Source organism: Paraburkholderia sp. LEh10, assembly GCF_017814945.1.
Lineage (GTDB): Bacteria > Pseudomonadota > Gammaproteobacteria > Burkholderiales > Burkholderiaceae > Paraburkholderia.
The window spans coordinates 82260-101642 of the sequence record NZ_JAGIPX010000005.1; the positions used below are offsets into that span (position 1 = coordinate 82260).

Below are 19383 nucleotides of genomic sequence, written 5' to 3' on the forward strand. Positions count from 1 at the left end.
CCAGACACGCATTGCATCGAGGAAACACACCATGTCGACTCCCACCGCTCCCATTCCCAACCATCGCCGGCTCACCGATCATCTGCCGACACTTGCCGAAGCCGGTCCATTGATCGCACTCGTGCTCGCGTGCGCGTTTTTCATCTCGCAGAGCAGCCGCTTTCTGTCGTTCCAGAACCTGTCGCTGATCCTGCAACAGACGATGGTCGTGGCCGTCATCGCAATCGGTCAGACGCTGATCGTGCTGACGGGCGGCATCGATCTGTCATGCGGGATGGTGATGGCGTTCGGCTCCATCGTGATGACGAAGTTCGCCGTCGTGATGGGCGTGCCGCCCGTCGTCGCGATCCTGTGCGGCGTCGGAGCGAGCACGTTGTTCGGCTTGCTCAACGGCGTGCTGATCACGCGCATCAAGCTGCCCGCGTTCATCGTCACGCTCGGCACGCTGAACATCGCGTTCGCGCTCACGCAGATCTATTCGAGGGCGGAGAGCGTATCGAACCTGCCCGACGCGATCATGTTCTTCGGCAACACGTTCAGCGTCGGCCCCGCGACGGTCACGTACGGCACCGTGCTCACGCTGCTGATGTATCTCGGCACCTGGTTCGTGCTGCGCGACACCGTGCCGGGCCGCCATCTGTACGCGCTCGGCAACAATCCGGAAGCCGCGCGTTTGATGGGCCTTTCCGCACAGCGCATCCTGATCACGGTCTACACGCTGTCGGGCGCGATCTACGGCATCGCCGCACTGCTCTCGGTCGCACGTACGGGCGTCGGCGATCCGCAAGCAGGACAAACGGAGAACCTCGACAGCATCACGGCAGTCGTGCTCGGCGGCACGAGCCTCTTCGGCGGACGCGGCTCGATTGCGGGCACGCTGCTGGGCGCGCTGATCGTCGGCGTGTTCCGCAATGGCCTCACGCTGATGGGTGTGTCGTCGGTGTACCAGGTGCTGATCACCGGCATTCTCGTGATTCTCGCAGTCGCCGCCGACAAGCTGTCGCGCCGTGGCGCACGTTGATCGTTATCTGAAGGAGCCCGTCATGTCGACAACCCCCTCTTCCGCCAACGGCAAAACACCCGTTCTGCAAGCGCGCGGTCTCATCAAGCGCTACGGCCACGTCACCGCGCTCGACGGCTGTGACTTCGAAGTGATGCCCGGCGAAATCATGGCCGTGATCGGCGACAACGGCGCAGGCAAGTCGTCGTTGATCAAGGCGCTGTCCGGCGCAGTCGTTCCCGACGAAGGCGATCTGCTGCTCGACGGCAAGCCCGTCAAGTTCCGCAGCCCGATCGACGCACGCCAGCAAGGCATCGAAACCGTCTATCAGGATCTCGCCGTCGCGCCCGCGATGAGCATCGCGGAGAACCTGTTCCTCGCACGCGAGCTGGTGAAGCCGGGCTGGCGCGGCAAGATCTTCAAGATGATCGACAAGCGGCGCATGCTCGACGAAGCGACCAACGCGATGAAGGACCTGCAGATCGGCATCCGCTCGATGCGCCAGGCCGTCGAAACGCTCTCGGGCGGCCAGCGCCAGGGCGTCGCGGTGGCGCGCAGCGCGGCGTTTGCGCGCCATGTCGTGATTCTCGACGAACCGACGGCGGCGCTCGGCGTCAAGGAAGGCAACATGGTGCTCGAACTGATCCGGCGCGTGCGCGACCGCGGCCTGCCCGTCATCCTGATCAGCCACAACATGCCGCACGTGTTCGAGATCGCGGACCGCATCCACATCCAGCGGCTCGGCCGGCGCGCGGCGCTCGTGAACAAGAGCGACATCCATATGTCGGACGCCGTCGCGATCATGACGGGCGCAAAGCAGGCCGACGTCCGCGCGATCGCATGACGCACGGGCCGAATGAGCACGACTAACCAGGTAGCGTCGATGGATACGGGCACCCGTTCACCGCTGAAGCGCACGGTCGGATCGAACCAGGTCGGCATGCGGCAGTTCAACGAACGCATCGTGCTGCAGGCGATCCGTTTGCATGGCCCCCTGCCGAAGGCCGACGTGGGCCGGCTCACGCGACTGTCGATTCAGACCGTGTCGATGATCGTCGAGCGGCTCATCGACGACGGGCTGCTCGAAAAGCAGGCGCGCGTGCGCGGACGCATCGGGCAGCCTTCCGTGCCCATCGCGTTGCGCGCGGAAGGCGCCTATACGATCGGCGTGAAGGTCGGGCGGCGCAGCCTCGACGTGCTCGCGATGGATTTTCTCGGCCGTGTTTGCTGCCGCGAAGTGCAGGAATATGCGTACCCTGATCCGCGCACGCTCTTTCCCGCGCTCGACACCAAGCTCGCGCGCGTGAACGATGCGCTCGGCGCCCGGCGCGAGAAAGTGGTCGGCGTGGGCGTCGCGGCGCCGCTGTGGCTCGGCGGCTGGCGCGACTTTCTCGGCGCGCCGCATGAGGCGCTCGACGCATGGAACGACATCGACATCCGCGCGCGCATCGCGTCGATGACGGGCCTGCCCGTCGAGTTTGCGAAGGACACGACGGCCGCCTGCGCCGCCGAGCTCGTGATGGGCCAGGGGCGCGGCATTCACAACTTTCTATATCTGTTCGTCGGCACCTTCATCGGCGGCGGGCTCGTGATCGATGGTCGCCTGCATGGCGGCCCGCACGACAACGCGGGCGCCGTCGGCTCGATACCGATCATGGGCGGCGGCGCGCGTCAGCCTGCGCGCCAGTTGCTGCACGCGGCGTCGGGTTTCGTGCTCGAAAAGATGTTCGCCGATGCGGGCGCGCCCGTTACCGCCGCACACGATCATCGCGCGCTGTCTGCCGACCTGTGGCGGCTCACGGAACAATGGCTCGACAGCGCGTGCCCCGCGATCGCGGGCGCGCTGACGAATGCGGCCGCGCTGCTCGATCTCGAAGCCGTCGTGATCGACGGCGAAGTGGACCGGCAACTGGTGCGCGAAATCATCCGGCGCACGCAGCGCGTGCTCGACAGGTTCGAATGGGAAGGCATCGTGCGGCCGCAGTTGCTCGAAGGCACGATCGGCTCCGATGCGCGCGCGATGGGCGGCGCGATCCTGCCGCTCTACGCGCACTTCGCGCCCATGCACGAGCTCTTTCTGAAGCCCGCCACCGAAGTCGGTTACTGAACGGGCGGCGCGGTGTCCTTGCCGGGCGCCGCGCTGTCCGCGACTTTCGGCGCGTTCTTCGCGGCGGGCTCGTCGAGCAGCGGTTGCAGCGCGGGCGCCATCGACTTCAGCAGTTGCACGGCAAGCGCGCTCGTGAAGTCGTAGCGCTTCGCATACGGCTCGTGCACGACGGCCGTCAGCGTGCCGAAGAAACGGTCGCCTATCACGAACACGAACGTCGCCGTGCGATTGACCTTGCGCGACTCGATCAGCCTGCGGCCCTTCGCGTAGATGTTCAGGCGCTGATCGCCCGTGCCCGTCTTGCCGTAGACCTCCATCGTCTTGCCGTTCGGAAACGTCATGCCGCCCGCGAGACGCTTCGCGGTGCCGCCCGCGACGACATCGCGCAGCAACCCCTGCACGACGCGCGCGATGTCCGTCGACACGGCTTCGTTCGGCTGCGGGGTCGCGCGTACGAAGCGCGTTTCATACGGCGTGCCCTTGGCGAATTCGAGTTCGGCAATGCTTTGCGTCGGCGCCATCTCGCCCTTGTTCGCGATCACGCCGATCAGCTGCGCGAGCGCCGCCGGACGGTCGCCCGATGCGCCGATGGCGGCCGCATACGACGGCGTCAGATGCGCGAACGGATAGCCGAGCGCCTGCCACGACCGGCCGATCGCGTCGTACGCATGCTGCTCGACCATGCGGCGGATGCGGCGGTTCTGGGTCGCGTGATAGCGCGTCTTGAAGAGCCACTTGTACGCATCGGCGCGCACGTCGCGGCTCGCCTGCATCACTTCGTTCGCGCTTGCATCGGGATGCTCGTGCAGATAGTTGACGAGCCACAGTTCCAGCGGATGCACACTCGAAATATAGGCGCGGTCGTTCAGGTTGAACTTGTCGATGCCGTACTTTGTATAGAGCTGCGCGAGCGCGTCGTCGGGCGGATTCGCTTTTGGCGTGTTCTTCAACGCGGCGCGCATCTGGTCGTTGAACCAGGCCTGCGATGCGTCGGGCCGCACGCTGCGCAATACGGTCGCCACCTTGGGCGGCGACTTGCGCACGCCGCGCAGCAGGATCGCGAGCATCTCGTCCTGTGGCTTGCCGTGGTACCTCGTGTAGAAGCGGTTCATGTACACGATGCTTTCCTGGTCGGCGAAGCGCGTCAGGTACATCTTGCGCGTGTCGGGATCGTCGAGCCATTGCGACGACGGGCCGGACGTCCTGATCGTTTCGTAATGGACGATGTCGCGCATGATCCGCACGAACACGAGGTTCACCGAATGCTGGAAAGCCTGATGCACGGTGAGAATGCGCGAGTTTTCGTCGGCTTCGAAGTTCGTGAAGGTTTGCGCGCCGCCGCCCGTGAAAAACGTCTCGCCCGCGTTCGCCGAATACTTGCGCTCGACCGACGCATCGAGCAGCGCGGGAAGCGAGCGGTCCTTCGTATGCATGAAGTAATCGACGGCCCAGCGCGTGAGCGCGTCTTCGCGCTCGGGCTTCACGGCGCGCAGCTCGTCGACGCTCATCTGCCCATAGCGCGTATGCAGCTCCGTCATGATCTGCAGATACGTGATCAGCGTGCGCAGCTTCGCCGTCGAACCCAGATTCAGGCGCGCACCGGAGTTGATGTCGAACGGGCGGTTGACGCTGTCCGTCTGCACGCGCAGCAGGTTCGAGCCGTCACGCTTTTCGAACAGCGTGAAGCTGAACGCGATCTTCGACGGGTCGTCTTTCGGCTGGAGCATGTTGAAGCCGTAAAGGCCCGCGGCCTGCGCGCCGTCTTTCGTCGCCGCGTCGGCGAGCCGGTCGCTGATGTCCTGCTGGACCTTGTTGTTCATGGTCGACGTGGCGCGCAGATCGAGCCGGTCGAGATCGTACAGATTGGACACGCCGAGCGACGACAGCAGATGCGTGCGCAGCGACGTCACCGCCTTGCGTTCGACGAACGAGCCTTCGGGCGGCACGAGCTTCGCGCGCATCAGCACGAGCTGCTGCGACAGCGCGGCGTCGCGCAGTTGCGTCGTGATCACGCCGTTCGTCGCGAGCAGGCGCAGGTAGCTTTCCGTCAACGCATTGAGATCGCCGTTGTTGCGCAGCAGGAAGTGCGACGGACCGCGCTGCGCGATCATCAGCGACAGCACCTGACGGAACGCGAGCCCCTGTTCGTCGAGATTGTCGGAGGTCGGGGTCGCCTTGAGCACGCGGTTCACCTCGTCGAAGTCGCGGCCGTACCATGAAGCGAGCCCGTCGCCGATGCCGTTGATTTCGCCGAACCCCGGCTGCGCGGCGAGCGGCACCGAATTCAGATAGCGCACCACGATCTGCTCGCGCGCGGGCATCGTGCGCGGACCATCGAGATACGCGCGCACGGATGCCGACGCGATCTGCCGGAGCTTTTCCTTCGGCGTGGCCGTGCGGCCGCCCGGCGAATGGCGGAACTTTTCGATCTGCGTGGCGAGCGTGCTGCCGCCGGGCTGCGCCTGATGGCTGTTGAACATGCGCGCGCCCTGATCCATCATCGCCCGGCTCAAGCGCCCCCAGTCGATCGCGGGATTGCGGTTCGGCTGATCGGCATCGAGCAGATGCCGGTCTTCGATGAACAGCAGCGCCGCCACCACGAGCGGCGGCACCGACTCGAAATCGTCATACACGCGCGCCGGATATTGCGAACCGAACAGGCGTGTGCCCGTCGAGTCATACAGCATCAGGCCCGCCTGATCCTTTTCTTCGTAGGGAATGAAGAGGCCGTCGTCGGCGAGCGCCGCCATGCGCTCTGAATCGCGGGCCTGCGATGCGACGGCATAACCGCGCTCTCTCAGGCGGCGTTCGAACGACGGCAGCAGCGCGTAGCCAAGACGGATATCGTACGGGCCGTCGGTGGGAAAGCGGATGTTGTCGCTCGGGCCTTCGGAAACGGTAAAGCCGACGTCGCGCGTGAGTTCGGACAGGTAGCGCGCCTGTAATCTTGACGTGTCCATTTCGATCTGGACAAAGCGCACGCCGATTGCAATCGCCACGAGAAACGCGACGAAAAAGAGCCACTTGAACCACTTCCAGGCGAACGTGGTGCCGATTGCGCGTAGCGGAAACCGTAGTGGCCGGTTCATGGCGGCGTCTCCTTGCAGATGCCTAACCACATCAAACTCGACTAGTCTCAGTCTAACGCGTAAAGCGGCCTTGCGATGGTCAGAAGCGGCCCGTTTTAGCGCGATGAGTACGCCACGCAACACAGCCGTCATGAAGCGCGGCGAAGCGGCGCCGCGCGTCGCCGGGCGCCCGCCGTGCACCGTCGTGAGGCCCCGCAAAAAGGCAGCCGATACTTCGATGTCCATGCAACCTCCAGCGCCGCGCATCGGCCGCGAGCCCGCCGCCCAATGACTGCAAGCTGCCTGAAATACCGAATATGACATCGGCGCGAATTTGAGTAACATAGCCGCGCACCGATAGCCCCACGCTCATGACCGCGAATCTCCGTGACCCGACGCAGGACATGCTCGCCACGCTGCTCGAACGCGTTGCCCGCGAAGACGGCGGCGCGCTGCGCGAGCTCTACGACGCCGTGGCGTCGAAACTGTTCGGGCTTGCGCTTCGTATATTGAACAAGCCCGAGTGGGCGGAAGAGGTGCTGCAGGACAGCTTCATCAACATCTGGCGGCATGCGCGCGACTACCGGCGCGATCTGTCGGCGCCGATGACGTGGATGTCAACGATCGTGCGCAATCGCGCGCTCGACCATCTGCGGCGGATCGACGTCGAGGAAACGGAATGGAGCGATGCATTGGACGAGCTCGTCGCCAGCGACGCCCCGAACCCCGAAGCGCTGACGCAAGTGAGCGACGCCGCGCGCCTGCTCGCCGGCTGCCTGCAGCAGCTGGAGCCGGCGCAGCGGCAGGCCGTCGCGCTCGCGTATCTGCGCGACCAGAGCCATAGCGAGATCGCCGCGATGCTCACCGTGCCGCTTGGCACGGTCAAGTCATGGATCCGGCGCGGCCTCGCCAGACTGAAAAGCTGTCTGGGAGGCGCATGATGAACCTGCATCGCTATCCCGACCTCATCGAGCGGCTCGCGGCCGAACACGCGCTCGGTCTCGTGCGCGGTGGCGCGCGGCGGCGTCTCGAACACTATGCGCAACGCGATGCCGAACTGCGCCGCGCGCTCGACGACTGGCAGCGCCGCATCGAACCGCTCGCTGAACTGTCGCCCGCACGCGTGCCGCCTGCGTCCGCGTGGCAGGGGATCGAGCGGCGGCTGGGTCTCGGCGGCGCGCCTTCGAGTTCGGCTTCGACTTCGGGTTCGAGTTCGGCTTCGCCCTCGCCTGTCCGTGAAGCCGCAGCGCAACCAACCCCGTCGCAACCGCGCCGCGCCGCCGATGCCGCCACCGCTGCCGTCCAACCTGCCCGCTGGTTCGAGCGCCTGTCGTTCTGGCGCGGCTGGGCCATCGGCGCGACCGCGCTGGCGGCGCTGGCCGCCGTCGTCGCGATGCGTGCGCTTTTGCCTGCCGGACCCGCGACATCGGGCGCGCCGACGCTAGCCGGGCAGCACGCGCCAGGCCCGACGCGTGTCGCGGTGCTCAACGATCAGGACGCGCATGCCGTGATGTTCGTCGCGTGGGATGCGCAGCACGGCTCGATCACGATCCAGCGTCTCGCCAACGCCGCGCCGCCCGAAGGCCGCGCGCTGCAATTGTGGGGGGTGCCGCCGGCCGGCCATCCCGTCTCGCTCGGCGTGCTGCCCGCGAGCGGCGAGATCAGGCTGCCCGTTGGCGAACAGCGCCCGGAAGGCTATGCCGCGCTCGCGGTTTCGATCGAACCGGCGGGCGGCTCCCCGAATCCCGACGGGCCGTCCGGTCCTGTCGTCTATGTGGGCAAATTGCAGCCCGTCTCCTGAACCTTATGCATAGCTACTACGAAGCGACCGTCGAGCGGCCCGCGCGCCCCGCATTGACCGAGAACCTCAGCGCGAATGTGTGCATCGTCGGCGGCGGGTTGGCGGGGTTGTCGACTGCGCTCGGACTCGCCGAGCGCGGCGTGCGCGACGTCGTCGTGGTCGAGGCGAACCAGGTCGGCTTCGGCGCGTCGGGCCGCAACGGCGGCTTCGTGTTCGGCGGCTACAGCCTGGATTGCGCGGATCTGCTGAAGATTCTCGGACCGTCGCGGGCGCGCGAACTGTACGCGCTGACCATCGATGCCGTCGATCTGATGCGCGCGCGCATCCGGCGCTACGCAATCGACTGCGACATGACGGACGCGGGCGTGATACTCGCGAACTGGTTCGACGATCCTTCGAGGCTCGACAGCCAGCGGCGTCTGATGAAGGAATCGTTCGGCGTCGAGTGGGAAACGCTGAGCGCGGCGCAACTTGCCGAGCGTCTGAAAACGACGCGCTATTTCGGCGGCCTTTTCGAGCGCAACGCATTTCACTTTCATCCGTTGAAGTATGTGCTCGGTGTCGCGCGCGCGGCTGAAGCGGCCGGCGTGCGCATCGTCGAGCAGTCGCCCGTGACGTCGCTGCGCAGACAAGGCGCGGGGTTCGCCGTCAGGACCGCACAGGGTTCTGTCGATGCACGCCATGTCGTGATGGCGGGCGGCGGCTACGCACGCAATGTGTACCGCCGCGTGGAGCGCGCGGTGCTGCCGATCGCGACCTACGTGATGGCGACGGAGCCGCTCGGCGCGCGCCTTGCCGAAGCGGTCGATTGCCGCTGCGCCGTCTACGACACGCGCTTCGCGTTCGACTACTATCGGCCGCTGCCCGACACGCGCATCCTGTGGGGCGGACGCATTTCGATCCTCGAACGCGAGCCCGAGACCATCGCGCGGCTTTTGCGCCGCGATCTGCTGAAGGTGTATCCGCAATTGCGCGACGTGCGCATCGATCATGCATGGGGCGGCCTGATGAGCTACGCGCGGCACAAGATGCCGCAGATCGGCCAGAGCGCGGACGGCGTCTGGTACGCGGTCGGCTTCGGCGGACATGGGATGGCGCCGACCAGCGTCAGCGGCGAACTGCTCGCGGCCGCCATCGCGGGCGAGCGCGCCGTGCCCGAAGCATTCGCGAGCTTCGGCCTCACGCACACGTTCGGCGCATTGGGCCTCGCGGCTGCGCAACTCACGTACACGGCGATGCAGACACGCGACGCGCTCGCGGACCGTCCGCGGCGCTCGACGTGAGCCCCGCATCCGTCCTCACGCCGGCCCGCACGAGCCTGCCGCGGCGCTCGTGCGCAAGCCGCCAGGCCGCGCGGGCTGGCGGTTTCGACATGCTAGAATGAATCGTCATCGCCGCCGGAACACACAATGAAAAAGGGAAGCCGAGCTACCACGCCCGAGCCTGTCGACAATCCCACCCACTCCGGCGAACCGCGGCGCAAATACGATCCCGAAGAAACCAGGCGCAACATCCTCGAGGTGGCCACGCAGGAGTTTTCGTCGATGGGGCTCGCGGGAGCGCGCGTCGATGCAATCGCCGAGCGCACCAACACCACGAAGCGCATGCTCTACTACTACTTCGGCAGCAAGGAAGGGTTGTACGAGGCCGTGCTCGAAAAGGTGTATGGCGACATCCGTTCGCTCGAACAGGACCTGCAGATCACCAACATGGACCCTGTCGAGGGCTTGCGCAGTCTCGTCGAGTTTACGTTCGACTATCACGACAAGCATCGCGACTTCGTGCGTCTCGTGACCATCGAGAACATTCACGGCGCGAAGTACATCGAGCAGGTGAAGACCTTCAAGAGCCGCAACTCAAGCGTGATTCACACGATCGAAGATCTGCTCGCGCGCGGCATCGCGTCGGGCGATTTCCGCGAGGACATCGACGCGATCGATCTGCATCTGCTGATCAGCTCGCTGTGCTTTCACCGGATCGCGAACCGGCATACGTTCGGCACGGCATTCGGACGCGATCCGTCGCATGCGAGGCTGCGCACGCGCCATCGCGCGATGATCGTCGACGCGACGTTGAGATTTGTGAGGCGGCAGGCCTAGCGATTCGGCTTCCGCTAGTTTGTACGATCCAGTTAGCTCTCCTTCTTCCACGCCGAGGCGCTGTTTCGTGCCTTGTTTCCGGCGCCAGGTCATGCGAAGCAGTAACCAGATGGTGCGGAATCAGCTGGGCCGAACGCGCCGCCAACGCGCGCGCCGCGGCCGAAAATCCGGGCACATGCGTTGCGCCGATATAATTTCCAGCATGTTTTCGCGGCATTCCGCACGCGGGCGGCCATGCCGCCACGCCGCAGCCGCCCACACAAAGGAGACTTATGAAGAAGCTGACCGTCACCCTGTCGATTCCGCTGTTTCTCGCCGCCTGCGCGCAATATCAGGCGTCGCACAATCCGGACGCCGGCGATCCGATGAAGGACAACATGACGAATCGCCCCGTCAACGACGTCGTCCAGTGCATGACGCAGGCAGCGGCGAAGCACGAGAACGCCGTCAAGGCCACGCCGATTCCCCAAGGCCAAATGCTCGATTTCGGCGACTCCAATATCGTGAAGGTCCGCGCCGACAACGGCGGCACGACGTTCCGCTACTACGCGGGCAAGCGCACTACGTCGAACCTGTGGATCGAAGTCGCGAGCAAGGAATGCGCGCCCTGACGCAGCGACGGGCGGCGCTGGCGGTGTAACTGCTTGAAATAACTCTTTCACCATGCGGAAAGACCAGCGGTCCGACTTAAGAGTCATTTAAGTCTTGGCCGCGATGATTCGTCTTCGACACTGACCCGCGTTCCGCCCAAGGTGCCCTGGATGGATTACTACAACGACCGCAACGACCTGACCAAGCGCATCGCTGCCGAAAGTCCGGCCGCACCTGCGCAGGCTGCCGCCAATCCGGCAGCGCCGCCGAAAAGAACGACCATTCTGCGCCGGCTCCTGAGCCCGCATGAACTCGCCACGCTGCTGCTGCTGTTGCACGCGCCCATTACCGCGTTTGCCAAGCCCGAAATTCCGATGTTGCAGGAAGCCGGCCTCGTGGAAGCCATCGCTTCGGATGCGGGCGAATCGCACATTCGTCTAACGCCCGAAGGCAACGCGGTTTTACGCGGATTGGGCATCAAGTAAGCGTCAGCCGCCCAGCGCGCCGCGGCTCATGCCTGCCATACGGCATAGCCGGCTTCACGCAAGCCGATCGCCAGTTCGACTTCCATGTCGCGCGCGCCTTCATACGGCATCGGGTTGAACACTTCGTACAGTTCCGGCATCAGCCGCAAGCCGTAGTCGCGCACATAGCGGTTCGACTGGATGCCTGCCTTGTGACGGTCGAAGCGCAGATCCGGGTCCAGTCCCGTCATCCCCACATACACGCACGAACGTTCGAAGCGATAGTCAGGATTCGCGCGTCTGAAGCGCGCCTCGTTCCAGACGGTATCGTCGAGCGCGACCACATACACGTAATAGCGAAATTTTTCGCGGCGAGCGGACATCTTTTTCCGGTCTTTTCCGGCTCTGATCGGTGATTCCAGTCATCGCCCGGCTGCATGCCGCGTTGGCCATGCGGCGCGGGCGCAGCGCGGGACTGACAGTTAGTTGCGCGATGTTCCGTGCAACAGCATCCGGTATTCGGTCGGCGTCACACCGACGGTCGCCTTGAACTGCCGCGTGAACGCGCTGTGATCCGTATAGCCGCACAGCGCGGCGACATCCGTGACCTTGTCGTGCGACACGAGCAGCGCTGTCGCCGCGTCGAGGCGTGTCTTCAGCAGCACCTGGCGTGGCGTCAGGTGAAACACCTTATGGAAGTACCTTTCGAGCTGCGCCACCGACATATCCGCCATCGCGGCAAGCTGTTTGAGATTCAGCGGCTGCACGTAGTTCTCTTGCAGATACTGGACGACCGTCGCGAGCCGGCTATACGCGGGATGGCTGCTCTCGTCGGCGCGCAGATCCCGCGAGATGCCGGCAAGACCGACCACGCGCCCCGTCGCATCGCGCAGCGGCTGCTTGCAGGTGAGGCACCAGCCCGGCTGTCTTCCGGGATACAGATGCAGTTCGAGCTGATCGACCATCTGGTTGCCGACATGAATCACGGCCTTGTCCTGCGCCGTATAGATACGGCCGAAACGGCTCGGAAAAACCTCTTCGGCCGTCTTGCCGAGCAGCTTTTCTTTGTCCTTGAATCCGCAGCGCGACACGAGCGTGCGATTGACGAGCGCATAGCGCGCCTGCGCGTCCTTCACGAAGAACACGATGTCGGGCATCGCGTCGAAGACGGGTTCGAGCAGCGCGAAATGCGAGAGCATTCCGGCAAGCGACGTCTCGCCCGGATCGAGCGCGTCGAGCGTATGTGCGAACGTGTTCATCGTGCGGGTTCCGTGCATGAGCGGCGACGCAGGTGAAGGTTGCCCGGCGAGCGCTCGCGGGGCTGAACGATTATAGGGGCGGCACGATCCGCGCGAATAAAACGCGTGGCGCCGCGCGGCGTGGGAACAGACGACCCGATGACCGTCGATGCGTGCATCCGGCGCGGGCACTTTCCGTGCGGCGCGGCGCGTCAGCCGGCGTCCGTCGCTGTATCGTCAGCGAGCATCAGCGTGCCGATCTGCGCGGGACTGATGGGCGGGCGGCCTTGCGCAATGTCCCAGCCGAACAGGGCCTGCACCGCGCCGCCGCAGATACGCCCCTGACATGCGCCCATGCCGCAACGCGTGTGCAGCTTCGCATCGCGCCAGCAAGCATGCGCGCGAACCTCGCCGACGGACACGTCTTCGCAGCGGCACAGCAGCGTATCGTCCGCGGGCAACCGGCGCGCAAGGCCGCGCAACGCGAAGGCCGTTTCGACGCGCGTTGCGAAACGCCGCCAGTGCTCGCGCTCGCTGACCAGCGCATCGATGCGAGCGTCGCGCTCGATCCCCAGCGCGCGAAGTCCCGCAATGCGACCTTCCACCTGCGCGAGCTCCATCCCGCCGACGCCTGTGCATTCGCCCGCAGCAAACACGTCATCGACGGTCGTGCGTTGCGCGTCGTCGACGACGATTGCGCCGTCGTCACGCGTCGCGCAACCCAGCGTGTGGGCAAGCGTCGCGTTCGGCACGAGCCCATAGCCGCAAGCGATGCGTTCGCAATCTATCGACTCGATACGTCCGTCCGCACGTTCGATGACAGCGCGCTCGACGCGTCCATTGCCCTGTGCCGCGCGCACGACGCTCGACGTCAGCCAGGCAAGCCCGGCGAAGCCACGCGTCAACTGCGCGGCCTGCACGAGCTTCGCGGGCGTGGCGGCGAGCGACAGGCCAAAGCGCAGCACGGCCATCCAAGCCGCCTGCTCCACCACGGCGACAACTTGCGCGCCCGCCGCGCGCGCCGTCGCGAGCGACGCGAGCAACAGCGGACCGCTGCCCGCTATCACGACGCGCTCGCCGCGCACGGGCACGCCGCCTTTGATCAACGCCTGCAAGCCGCCTGCGCCCGTCACGCCGGGCAGCGTCCAGCCTTCGAACGGCAGCAGCAGTTCGCGCGCGCCCGTCGCGAGAATCAGCCGGCGGTAGCCGATGCGCGCGCCGCCGCGTTGCGCCGATTCGATCAGCAGACGGCGTTCGTCGAGCGACGCGACGATGCGGGTCGATAGCGCGAGCGTGACGTTGCCGCGCGCGCCGATTGCCTGTAACTGCGCGGCGAGCGCGGCAGCGGGTGGATGCACCGGTCCGTTGCGCCATATCTGGCCGCCCGCGCGCGGATTGTCGTCGAGCACGGCGACGCGCGCGCCCTCCTGCGCGGCCACGCAGGCAGCCGCGAGGCCCGCCGGTCCCGCGCCCGCGACGACGATGTCAAACCATTCGCCGTTCATCGCGGCCTCGTCGTGCGGATGTTCTGGCCGTCGCTGCATAGCGTCTGACAGGCGAGCACATGCGCGCGCCCATCGACCGTCACGCGGCATTCGTGGCACACGCCCATCCCGCAGAACGCGGCGCGCGGCTCGTTGCTGACGGATGCACGCGTGCCGCGTGCGCTCGCGCCGCAGATCGCGAGCGCGGCGGCGATCGTCGCGCCTTGTTCGATATCGACGGGCTCGCCGTCGATCACCACGCGAACCCGCGAACGAAGCGCGTCAGACATGGCACGCTCCCAGTTCGAAGCGCGCGGGCAGGAATGGATCGATGGCGATGGCAGCCTCCGTCTGCGTGATCTGCGCGGCGAGCAGTTGCGCGGTGCCGAGCGACGTCGTCACGCCCAACCCTTCGTGGCCGACGGCGAGCCATACGCGCGGCGATGCACCGCTCGCGGGACCGATCAGCGGCAAGCCGTCAGCCGATGCGGCGCGAAAACCCGTCCATGCACGGATGCCGTTGAGCGTCGGCAGTGCGGGCAGATAGCGTGCCGCACGCTGCAGCATTCGCGCGAGCACGGGCATTTCGACGGCGGCATCGATGGTGTCGAACTGACGCGACGAGCCGATCAGCAGTTGTCCCGTCGGGCGCGGCTGCGCGTTGAAAGCGACCGACGTGCCCGTCGCGTGATGCGCGCTCCTGATGTAGCCAAGCTCGAGCAGTTGATGACGAATGAAGCTGGGATAGCGGTCCGTGATCAGCAGATGACCTTTCTTCGGCTGCAAAGGCAAGCTTGGCACGAGCGCCGCTGCCTGCAATCCGTTCGCGACGACGACATGCGCGCCGCCGATGCACTCGCCGTCCGCCAGCGTGACGCGAGCCGCGTCGACGGCGATGGCTTGCGCGCGCAACCGCACGTCGATCCGCGCGGCGCCCGGCGATTGCGTCAGCAGCCATTGCGCGACGGCGGGCGCGTACACGATGCTGTCGTGCTCGACGAGCAAGCCGCCCGCCATGCCCGGCGCGAGCGACGGCTCGCAATCGTACAGAGCGCGCGCATCGAGCAGTGCCGCACTGACGCCCTGCGCCGCGAACGCCGCGTGCATCGCGCGCGCGGCGTCGAGTTCTTCGGTGTCGGCCGCGACCCAAAGCGTGCCGCAGCGCGCGAACGCATCGCGCGTGCGCAGCTGCGGCGCAAGCTCGATCCACAGCTCGCGCGAATAACGGCTCAGCGCAAATTCCGCCGGCGAATCGTTCATCACGACGATGTGCCCCATGCCCGCCGCCGTCGCGCCGCCGCCGATGCCGTGCGCGTCGAGCACCGTCACGCGCAGGCCGCGCGCCGCGAGCTCCGCCGCGCACGCCGCGCCGACGATACCCGCGCCGACGATCACGACATCCGCCGTCATACCGTGCGGATGCCCCACGCGAACGGATCGCGGCCGTCGAAGCACAGACGGCTTTCGGCCATGATGTGCGCGTGTCCCGTGATGGTCGGGATAACGGTCCGAACGCCGTCCTGCTCGCCGCCTTCGGCGTAGCTCGCGTCGAACACGCTGCCGATGATGCTCTCCTGCCGCCAGAGCTCGCCCGCCGCGAGCTTGCCGTCGGCGGCCAGGCACGCGACCTTCGCGCTCGTTCCCGTGCCGCACGGCGAGCGGTCGTATGCGTTGCCCGGACAAAGCACGAAGCTGCGGCTGTCGATGCCTTCGCGCGAACCGGGACCGAACAGCTCGATGTGATCGATCAACGCGCCGTTCGCGCCTGTCACGCCCGACGCGATCAGCGCATCGCGGATCGCCGAGCTGAAGGCCGTGAGTTCGGCAATGTTCGATGCGTCCAGCGTGCGGCCATGATCCGCGACGAGGAAGAACCAGTTGCCGCCCCACGCGATATCGCCCGTCAACGGGCCTGCGCCGGGCACGTCGACGGTTACGTCCTTGCGATGGCGGTAGGCGGGCACGTTGCGCACGGACACGCTTAGGTCGTCGTTGAGCGTCGCCTCGACGATGCCGACGGGCGTGTCGATCGCGTGCCGGCCTGGTCCGATGCGTCCCATATGCGCGAGCGAAACGACAAGACCGATCGTGCCGTGCCCGCACATGCCCAGATAGCCGACGTTGTTGAAGAAAATCACGCCCGCCGCGCACCCTTTATGATCGGGCTCGCACAACAGGGCACCGACCACGACATCGGAGCCGCGCGGCTCGGTGACGATGCCCGCGCGCCAGTCGTCGAAGCGCGCGCGAAACACGCCGAGCCGTTGCGCGAGGGTGCCGCCGCCCAGATCGGGGCCGCCGGACACGACGAGACGGGTTGGCTCACCGCCCGTGTGCGAATCGATCACGTTCAAGGTTTTCATGTCGCTCATGGTAGAAACGCGGGGCGGCGCAGTCTTGAAGCGGCTGCGCGTGGATTGTGACGATTTCGGCATAACCCGGAGAACGCGGATCGCGCGTGCATACATCTGGTTTCATACCGTCGGCGAACTGGACGTGCATTGGACCAATAGCATGCCTGGCGCACCGGCGAGCAGACAGCGCCGAAGCCTGGATGAGCATCCCGCGCCGGGCGACATGCGTGCAATCCATTGAAAGCATCGTAAAACATGACTCACTTTCGCACAGCGACTGTGCCGAAATCGTCACGCACGACGCGCGATTCGCGCAAGACACCCGAATATTCCCTGCTTACACTGCACTCGACTCATAACTTTCAGGAGAGCAGTCGTGGCGCATATCTGGGAAGGCGTATGGCCAGCAGTCACCACCAAGTTCAACGCGGATTTCAGCATAGACCGCGCGGCGACCAACAAGCACGTCGAGGCGCAGATCGACGCGGGCGTCGACGGCATCATCGTTTGCGGCTCGCTCGGCGAAGCGTCCACCCTTTCACTCGATGAAAAGCTGCAGGTGCTCGACGTGGCCGTCGAGGCATCGCGCGGACGTGTGCCCGTGCTGCTGACGATCGCCGAGAACAGCACGCTAGACGGCTGCCGCCAGGCCGAAGCGGGCGCGAAGCGCGGCGCAGCGGGCTATATGGTGCTGCCGGGCCTGCGTTATCTGTCGGACGAGCGCGAAACGCTGAATCACTTCCGCATGGTCGCCGACGCGAGCCCGCTGCCGCTGATGATTTACAACAATCCGCTCGCGTATGGCGTCGACATGACGCCGGCGATGTTCGCCGAGATCGCCGATGAGAAAAAGATCGTCGCGATCAAGGAGTCGTGCGGCGACGTGCGCCGGGTGACGGATCTGATCAATGCAGTCGGCGACCGCTATGCGATTCTGTGCGGCGTCGACAACCTCGCGATGGAAGCCGTGCTGATGGGCGCGCACGGCTGGGTGGCGGGTCTCGTGTGCGCGTTCCCGCACGAGACAGTCGCGATCTACAGGTTGCTAAAGGCGGGTCGGCTGGAAGAAGCGCGTGCGATCTATCGCTGGTTCGCGCCGTTGCTGGCGCTCGATGTTTCGCCGAAACTCGTGCAGAACATCAAGCTCGCGGAGGCGATTGTCGGTTTGGGCACGGAGCCGGTGCGCCCGCCGCGCCTGCCGCTTGCCGGCAATGAACGCAAGGCTGTCGAAACGCTGATCCGTCACGCGCTCGAAACGCGTCCGGCACTGCCCGCGCTGTAAGCGCAGGCGAAGATTCGAAAAGCACAAAAAAGAACCCGCCGTCTTCACACGAAGCCAGGCGGGCCGTCAACACGCACCCGAAGCGGGGGATGTCTCAACCTCGGGAGCCAAGATGCTACCGAAGACCTTGCGCGACATGCAATAAACCGTTACAAAAATGCCACAGTTCTCAATTTTGCCGGCGTGCGGTAACCAACACCCCGCGCAGGCAAAAGATCCGGCGGAGAAAAAACGGAGCACAAAAAGCAAGCGGCGACAGAAGTCGCCGCTTGAAACACTCACAATGCCCGAGCGCGATCACGCTGCCTGCGCATGCGTCACAACGGTTTCCTCACTGCGCAAATGCAACAGCCGATACCCGCTCTTGTACACAGGCTGCAGACGGAAATCGTTGTGCGGCTCGATCTGCAGTAAAAGGCGCAGACGCGACACATGGCTGTCGATCGTGCGCGTCACTTCGCGAAATTCGCGGCCCCAGACCATCGCGAAGATGTGATCGCGCGACAGCACGCGGCCAATGTTCGAAAAGAACAGCGACGCCAGCCGATACTGCGTGCCCGACAGCTGCACCGGCGTGCCGCGCAGCGTGACAAGCTGGCGGCGCGTATCGAAGTGTTAGAGCCTCAAGAACGGCAAAAAACAGCAAATAATCAATTCCTTACGTGTTGTTCCTGCGTTGAATTTCAGGTGCGAAAACCTCCTATCACGCCCTAGTGAAATCAAGAACTTACGTAGGGTTTTGAACACAGGTCGCACGCCTATTCTTCATAGAGCCAAGTCGCCAATCGGGCGACGCAGATGTCGTATATGCCACGCACGATGGGAGATCGGTAATCTAACTGCCATCCGTGATCGAACAGGAGTGCGAGATCGTCAGCGCCCCGCAGTGGCTCGACTGCCCATATTGAAGCTGCAAGGTCGACAGACACACGCCGCAAACGCGCGCCTTCGATCCAGTCCATTGACGCGCCGTTCCCGGCGAGCCAAATCCGCTGCGACTCGACAAAGTGATCGGTCCGTAACCATTGGCCCGTCTTGGCGCATGCGATTAGCTGTGACACGACCATGTGACACAGCAATTGTGCGCGGCTCTGGCCGTTGAGTTTCCGTTTCATAGGCGTGTTCTGAGATCGATGGCGATATTTAACCTGATTCAGAGCGACTCTGCGGGACCAGCATCCCTGCACCCCATGCGGGGCTTCACTCGCCCGCGAGACGCTTAACTGTTAGCGATACAGATAGTCTGTCTAATGCCCGCTTAAAAATCGCGCAGCCAAAACCCGCTTACAGCGGACTTCCCTGTCTAGGTATTAGACGGAAATTTCCGGATCGGTGTAGCATCGATACTGTATGGATATACAGGTGCCAAAATGGGGCTCAGCGACGCGTACGGGACGAAACATCCATGCCGCGAATGCGAGCATTGGGGCGGAGACATGGCAGGAACGACGCACTCGGTTTGCTTGCGTAACGATCAGGTTCAAGTGCAAGCTGATGGCGAGTACGGCTGCGTATTCTGGGTCCGAGCGATCGGTTCAGATGATGAATCGGGTCCGAGTAATGCTCGCTACAGGCCACCGCGGAGGTGACTATGAGCTTTGGAGATCCCGACGAGATTTTGGCCGGCATACTGAGTCGCCCGCTCAAGCCGAACGAACTCGGACACACAGCGCTCGAAGACTTCGAGCATTTTTGCGCGTACACAGGCTGCTCGCTGGAGCGGATCGGACCGGAAGCGTTTGCCTGGGCAAAACTGGCTTTTCTCAGCGCCCGTGATTGATGCCTCGGATTTCATGCACGCAACGCTGCGATCGCACCTGTTTTCTTCGCAAGGAACGGCGGAAGTACGATAGTTTCCGGTGCATCCCGCGAAAGCCGAGCGATCGCGTAGAGCT

18 protein-coding genes and 1 pseudogene are annotated in these 19383 nt (G+C 64.9%); 11 read left to right on the top strand and 8 right to left on the bottom strand.

Going from position 1 to position 19383, the window contains the following annotated elements:
- Nucleotides 1–31: 31 nt before the first annotated feature.
- Genes J8I87_RS05850 through J8I87_RS05860 form a run of 3 tightly spaced genes read left to right on the top strand, consistent with a single transcriptional unit; the run spans nt 32 to nt 3107 of the window.
- Nucleotides 32–1021 (top strand): ABC transporter permease, encoded by a 990-nt coding sequence (locus J8I87_RS05850; RefSeq protein WP_209930497.1) that lies wholly within the window; start codon nt 32–34, stop codon nt 1019–1021.
- 22 nt (nt 1022–1043) lie between these two features.
- The gene (locus J8I87_RS05855; RefSeq protein ID WP_209930498.1) at nt 1044–1844 is read left to right on the top strand and encodes an ATP-binding cassette domain-containing protein; all 801 of its coding nucleotides are present in this window, start codon (nt 1044–1046) and stop codon (nt 1842–1844) included.
- Nucleotides 1845–1883: 39 nt separating this feature from the next.
- Nucleotides 1884–3107: an ROK family transcriptional regulator gene (locus J8I87_RS05860; RefSeq protein ID WP_209930644.1), complete on the top strand. Its 1224-nt coding sequence runs from the start codon at nt 1884–1886 to the stop codon at nt 3105–3107.
- On the opposite strand, the gene J8I87_RS05865 is transcribed toward J8I87_RS05860, so the two are convergent.
- Nucleotides 3101–6196 carry a transglycosylase domain-containing protein gene (locus J8I87_RS05865; RefSeq protein ID WP_209930499.1) on the bottom strand — a complete coding sequence of 1032 codons (3096 nt, stop codon included), beginning with the start codon at nt 6194–6196 and terminating at the stop codon, nt 3101–3103. The two genes, J8I87_RS05860 and J8I87_RS05865, sit on opposite strands and share 7 nt — an antisense overlap.
- A 350-nt stretch (nt 6197–6546) precedes the next feature.
- Here J8I87_RS05865 and J8I87_RS05870 point away from each other — a divergent pair, with 350 nt between their 5' ends.
- From J8I87_RS05870 to J8I87_RS05895, 6 genes are all read left to right on the top strand, one after another.
- Nucleotides 6547–7116: an RNA polymerase sigma factor gene (locus J8I87_RS05870; RefSeq protein WP_209930500.1), complete on the top strand. Its 570-nt coding sequence runs from the start codon at nt 6547–6549 to the stop codon at nt 7114–7116.
- Nucleotides 7113–7976 carry an anti-sigma factor domain-containing protein gene (locus J8I87_RS05875; protein WP_245253721.1) on the top strand — a complete coding sequence of 288 codons (864 nt, stop codon included), beginning with the start codon at nt 7113–7115 and terminating at the stop codon, nt 7974–7976. The genes J8I87_RS05870 and J8I87_RS05875 overlap by 4 nt, the downstream gene beginning before the upstream one ends.
- Before the next feature lie 5 nt (nt 7977–7981).
- A complete protein-coding gene (locus tag J8I87_RS05880) occupies nt 7982–9259 on the top strand; it encodes an NAD(P)/FAD-dependent oxidoreductase (RefSeq protein ID WP_209930501.1) in 1278 nt (425 codons plus the stop codon).
- A gap of 126 nt (nt 9260–9385) precedes the next feature.
- Nucleotides 9386–10075, top strand: a complete 690-nt coding sequence (locus J8I87_RS05885; protein ID WP_209930502.1) for a TetR family transcriptional regulator — start codon at nt 9386–9388, stop codon at nt 10073–10075.
- A gap of 272 nt (nt 10076–10347) precedes the next feature.
- Nucleotides 10348–10686 (top strand): hypothetical protein, encoded by a 339-nt coding sequence (locus J8I87_RS05890; RefSeq protein ID WP_209930503.1) that lies wholly within the window; start codon nt 10348–10350, stop codon nt 10684–10686.
- A gap of 150 nt (nt 10687–10836) precedes the next feature.
- On the top strand, nt 10837–11151 hold the full coding sequence (locus J8I87_RS05895) for a hypothetical protein (RefSeq protein WP_245253722.1): 315 nt from the start codon (nt 10837–10839) through the stop codon (nt 11149–11151).
- Nucleotides 11152–11177: 26 nt separating this feature from the next.
- Here the strand turns inward: J8I87_RS05895 and J8I87_RS05900 are convergent, their stop codons facing one another.
- The 6 genes from J8I87_RS05900 to J8I87_RS05925 all read right to left on the bottom strand — a co-directional run bounded on the left by J8I87_RS05900 (nt 11178) and on the right by J8I87_RS05925 (nt 16224).
- On the bottom strand, nt 11178–11513 hold the full coding sequence (locus J8I87_RS05900; RefSeq protein WP_209930504.1) for a hypothetical protein: 336 nt from the start codon (nt 11511–11513) through the stop codon (nt 11178–11180).
- 99 nt (nt 11514–11612) lie between these two features.
- Entirely contained in the window at nt 11613–12389 is a 777-nt protein-coding gene (locus tag J8I87_RS05905; RefSeq protein WP_209930505.1) for an AraC family transcriptional regulator, read from the bottom strand.
- A gap of 191 nt (nt 12390–12580) precedes the next feature.
- The gene (locus J8I87_RS05910) at nt 12581–13873 is read right to left on the bottom strand and encodes an FAD-dependent oxidoreductase (protein WP_209930506.1); all 1293 of its coding nucleotides are present in this window, start codon (nt 13871–13873) and stop codon (nt 12581–12583) included.
- Nucleotides 13870–14142 carry a (2Fe-2S)-binding protein gene (locus J8I87_RS05915; protein WP_209930507.1) on the bottom strand — a complete coding sequence of 91 codons (273 nt, stop codon included), beginning with the start codon at nt 14140–14142 and terminating at the stop codon, nt 13870–13872. Before J8I87_RS05915 ends, J8I87_RS05910 begins: the two co-directional genes overlap by 4 nt.
- The gene (locus tag J8I87_RS05920) at nt 14135–15262 is read right to left on the bottom strand and encodes an NAD(P)/FAD-dependent oxidoreductase (protein WP_209930508.1); all 1128 of its coding nucleotides are present in this window, start codon (nt 15260–15262) and stop codon (nt 14135–14137) included. Before J8I87_RS05920 ends, J8I87_RS05915 begins: the two co-directional genes overlap by 8 nt.
- On the bottom strand, nt 15259–16224 hold the full coding sequence (locus tag J8I87_RS05925) for a 4-hydroxyproline epimerase (RefSeq protein WP_209930509.1): 966 nt from the start codon (nt 16222–16224) through the stop codon (nt 15259–15261). Before J8I87_RS05925 ends, J8I87_RS05920 begins: the two co-directional genes overlap by 4 nt.
- Nucleotides 16225–16582: 358 nt before the next feature.
- On the opposite strand from J8I87_RS05925, the gene J8I87_RS05930 reads away from it, so the two are divergent.
- The gene (locus tag J8I87_RS05930; RefSeq protein ID WP_209930510.1) at nt 16583–17488 is read left to right on the top strand and encodes a dihydrodipicolinate synthase family protein; all 906 of its coding nucleotides are present in this window, start codon (nt 16583–16585) and stop codon (nt 17486–17488) included.
- A gap of 297 nt (nt 17489–17785) precedes the next feature.
- On the opposite strand, the pseudogene J8I87_RS05935 reads toward J8I87_RS05930, so the two are convergent.
- Nucleotides 17786–18100, bottom strand: a pseudogene (locus tag J8I87_RS05935) (helix-turn-helix domain-containing protein); the annotation flags it as partial.
- Nucleotides 18101–19079: 979 nt separating this feature from the next.
- Between J8I87_RS05935 and J8I87_RS05940 the strand changes: the two are divergent.
- Nucleotides 19080–19268 carry a hypothetical protein gene (locus tag J8I87_RS05940; RefSeq protein ID WP_209930511.1) on the top strand — a complete coding sequence of 63 codons (189 nt, stop codon included), beginning with the start codon at nt 19080–19082 and terminating at the stop codon, nt 19266–19268.
- Nucleotides 19269–19383: the final 115 nt, after the last annotated feature.

Coding starts and splice junctions, on each gene's coding strand:
- J8I87_RS05850 (WP_209930497.1), top strand. CDS start 32: ATGTCGACTCCCACCGCTCCCATTCCCAACCATCGCCGGCTCACCGAT.
- J8I87_RS05855 (WP_209930498.1), top strand. CDS start 1,044: ATGTCGACAACCCCCTCTTCCGCCAACGGCAAAACACCCGTTCTGCAA.
- J8I87_RS05860 (WP_209930644.1), top strand. CDS start 1,884: ATGGATACGGGCACCCGTTCACCGCTGAAGCGCACGGTCGGATCGAAC.
- J8I87_RS05865 (WP_209930499.1), bottom strand. CDS start 6,196: ATGAACCGGCCACTACGGTTTCCGCTACGCGCAATCGGCACCACGTTC.
- J8I87_RS05870 (WP_209930500.1), top strand. CDS start 6,547: ATGACCGCGAATCTCCGTGACCCGACGCAGGACATGCTCGCCACGCTG.
- J8I87_RS05875 (WP_245253721.1), top strand. CDS start 7,113: ATGATGAACCTGCATCGCTATCCCGACCTCATCGAGCGGCTCGCGGCC.
- J8I87_RS05880 (WP_209930501.1), top strand. CDS start 7,982: ATGCATAGCTACTACGAAGCGACCGTCGAGCGGCCCGCGCGCCCCGCA.
- J8I87_RS05885 (WP_209930502.1), top strand. CDS start 9,386: ATGAAAAAGGGAAGCCGAGCTACCACGCCCGAGCCTGTCGACAATCCC.
- J8I87_RS05890 (WP_209930503.1), top strand. CDS start 10,348: ATGAAGAAGCTGACCGTCACCCTGTCGATTCCGCTGTTTCTCGCCGCC.
- J8I87_RS05895 (WP_245253722.1), top strand. CDS start 10,837: ATGGATTACTACAACGACCGCAACGACCTGACCAAGCGCATCGCTGCC.
- J8I87_RS05900 (WP_209930504.1), bottom strand. CDS start 11,513: ATGTCCGCTCGCCGCGAAAAATTTCGCTATTACGTGTATGTGGTCGCG.
- J8I87_RS05905 (WP_209930505.1), bottom strand. CDS start 12,389: ATGAACACGTTCGCACATACGCTCGACGCGCTCGATCCGGGCGAGACG.
- J8I87_RS05910 (WP_209930506.1), bottom strand. CDS start 13,873: ATGAACGGCGAATGGTTTGACATCGTCGTCGCGGGCGCGGGACCGGCG.
- J8I87_RS05915 (WP_209930507.1), bottom strand. CDS start 14,142: ATGTCTGACGCGCTTCGTTCGCGGGTTCGCGTGGTGATCGACGGCGAG.
- J8I87_RS05920 (WP_209930508.1), bottom strand. CDS start 15,262: ATGACGGCGGATGTCGTGATCGTCGGCGCGGGTATCGTCGGCGCGGCG.
- J8I87_RS05925 (WP_209930509.1), bottom strand. CDS start 16,224: ATGAGCGACATGAAAACCTTGAACGTGATCGATTCGCACACGGGCGGT.
- J8I87_RS05940 (WP_209930511.1), top strand. CDS start 19,080: ATGAGCTTTGGAGATCCCGACGAGATTTTGGCCGGCATACTGAGTCGC.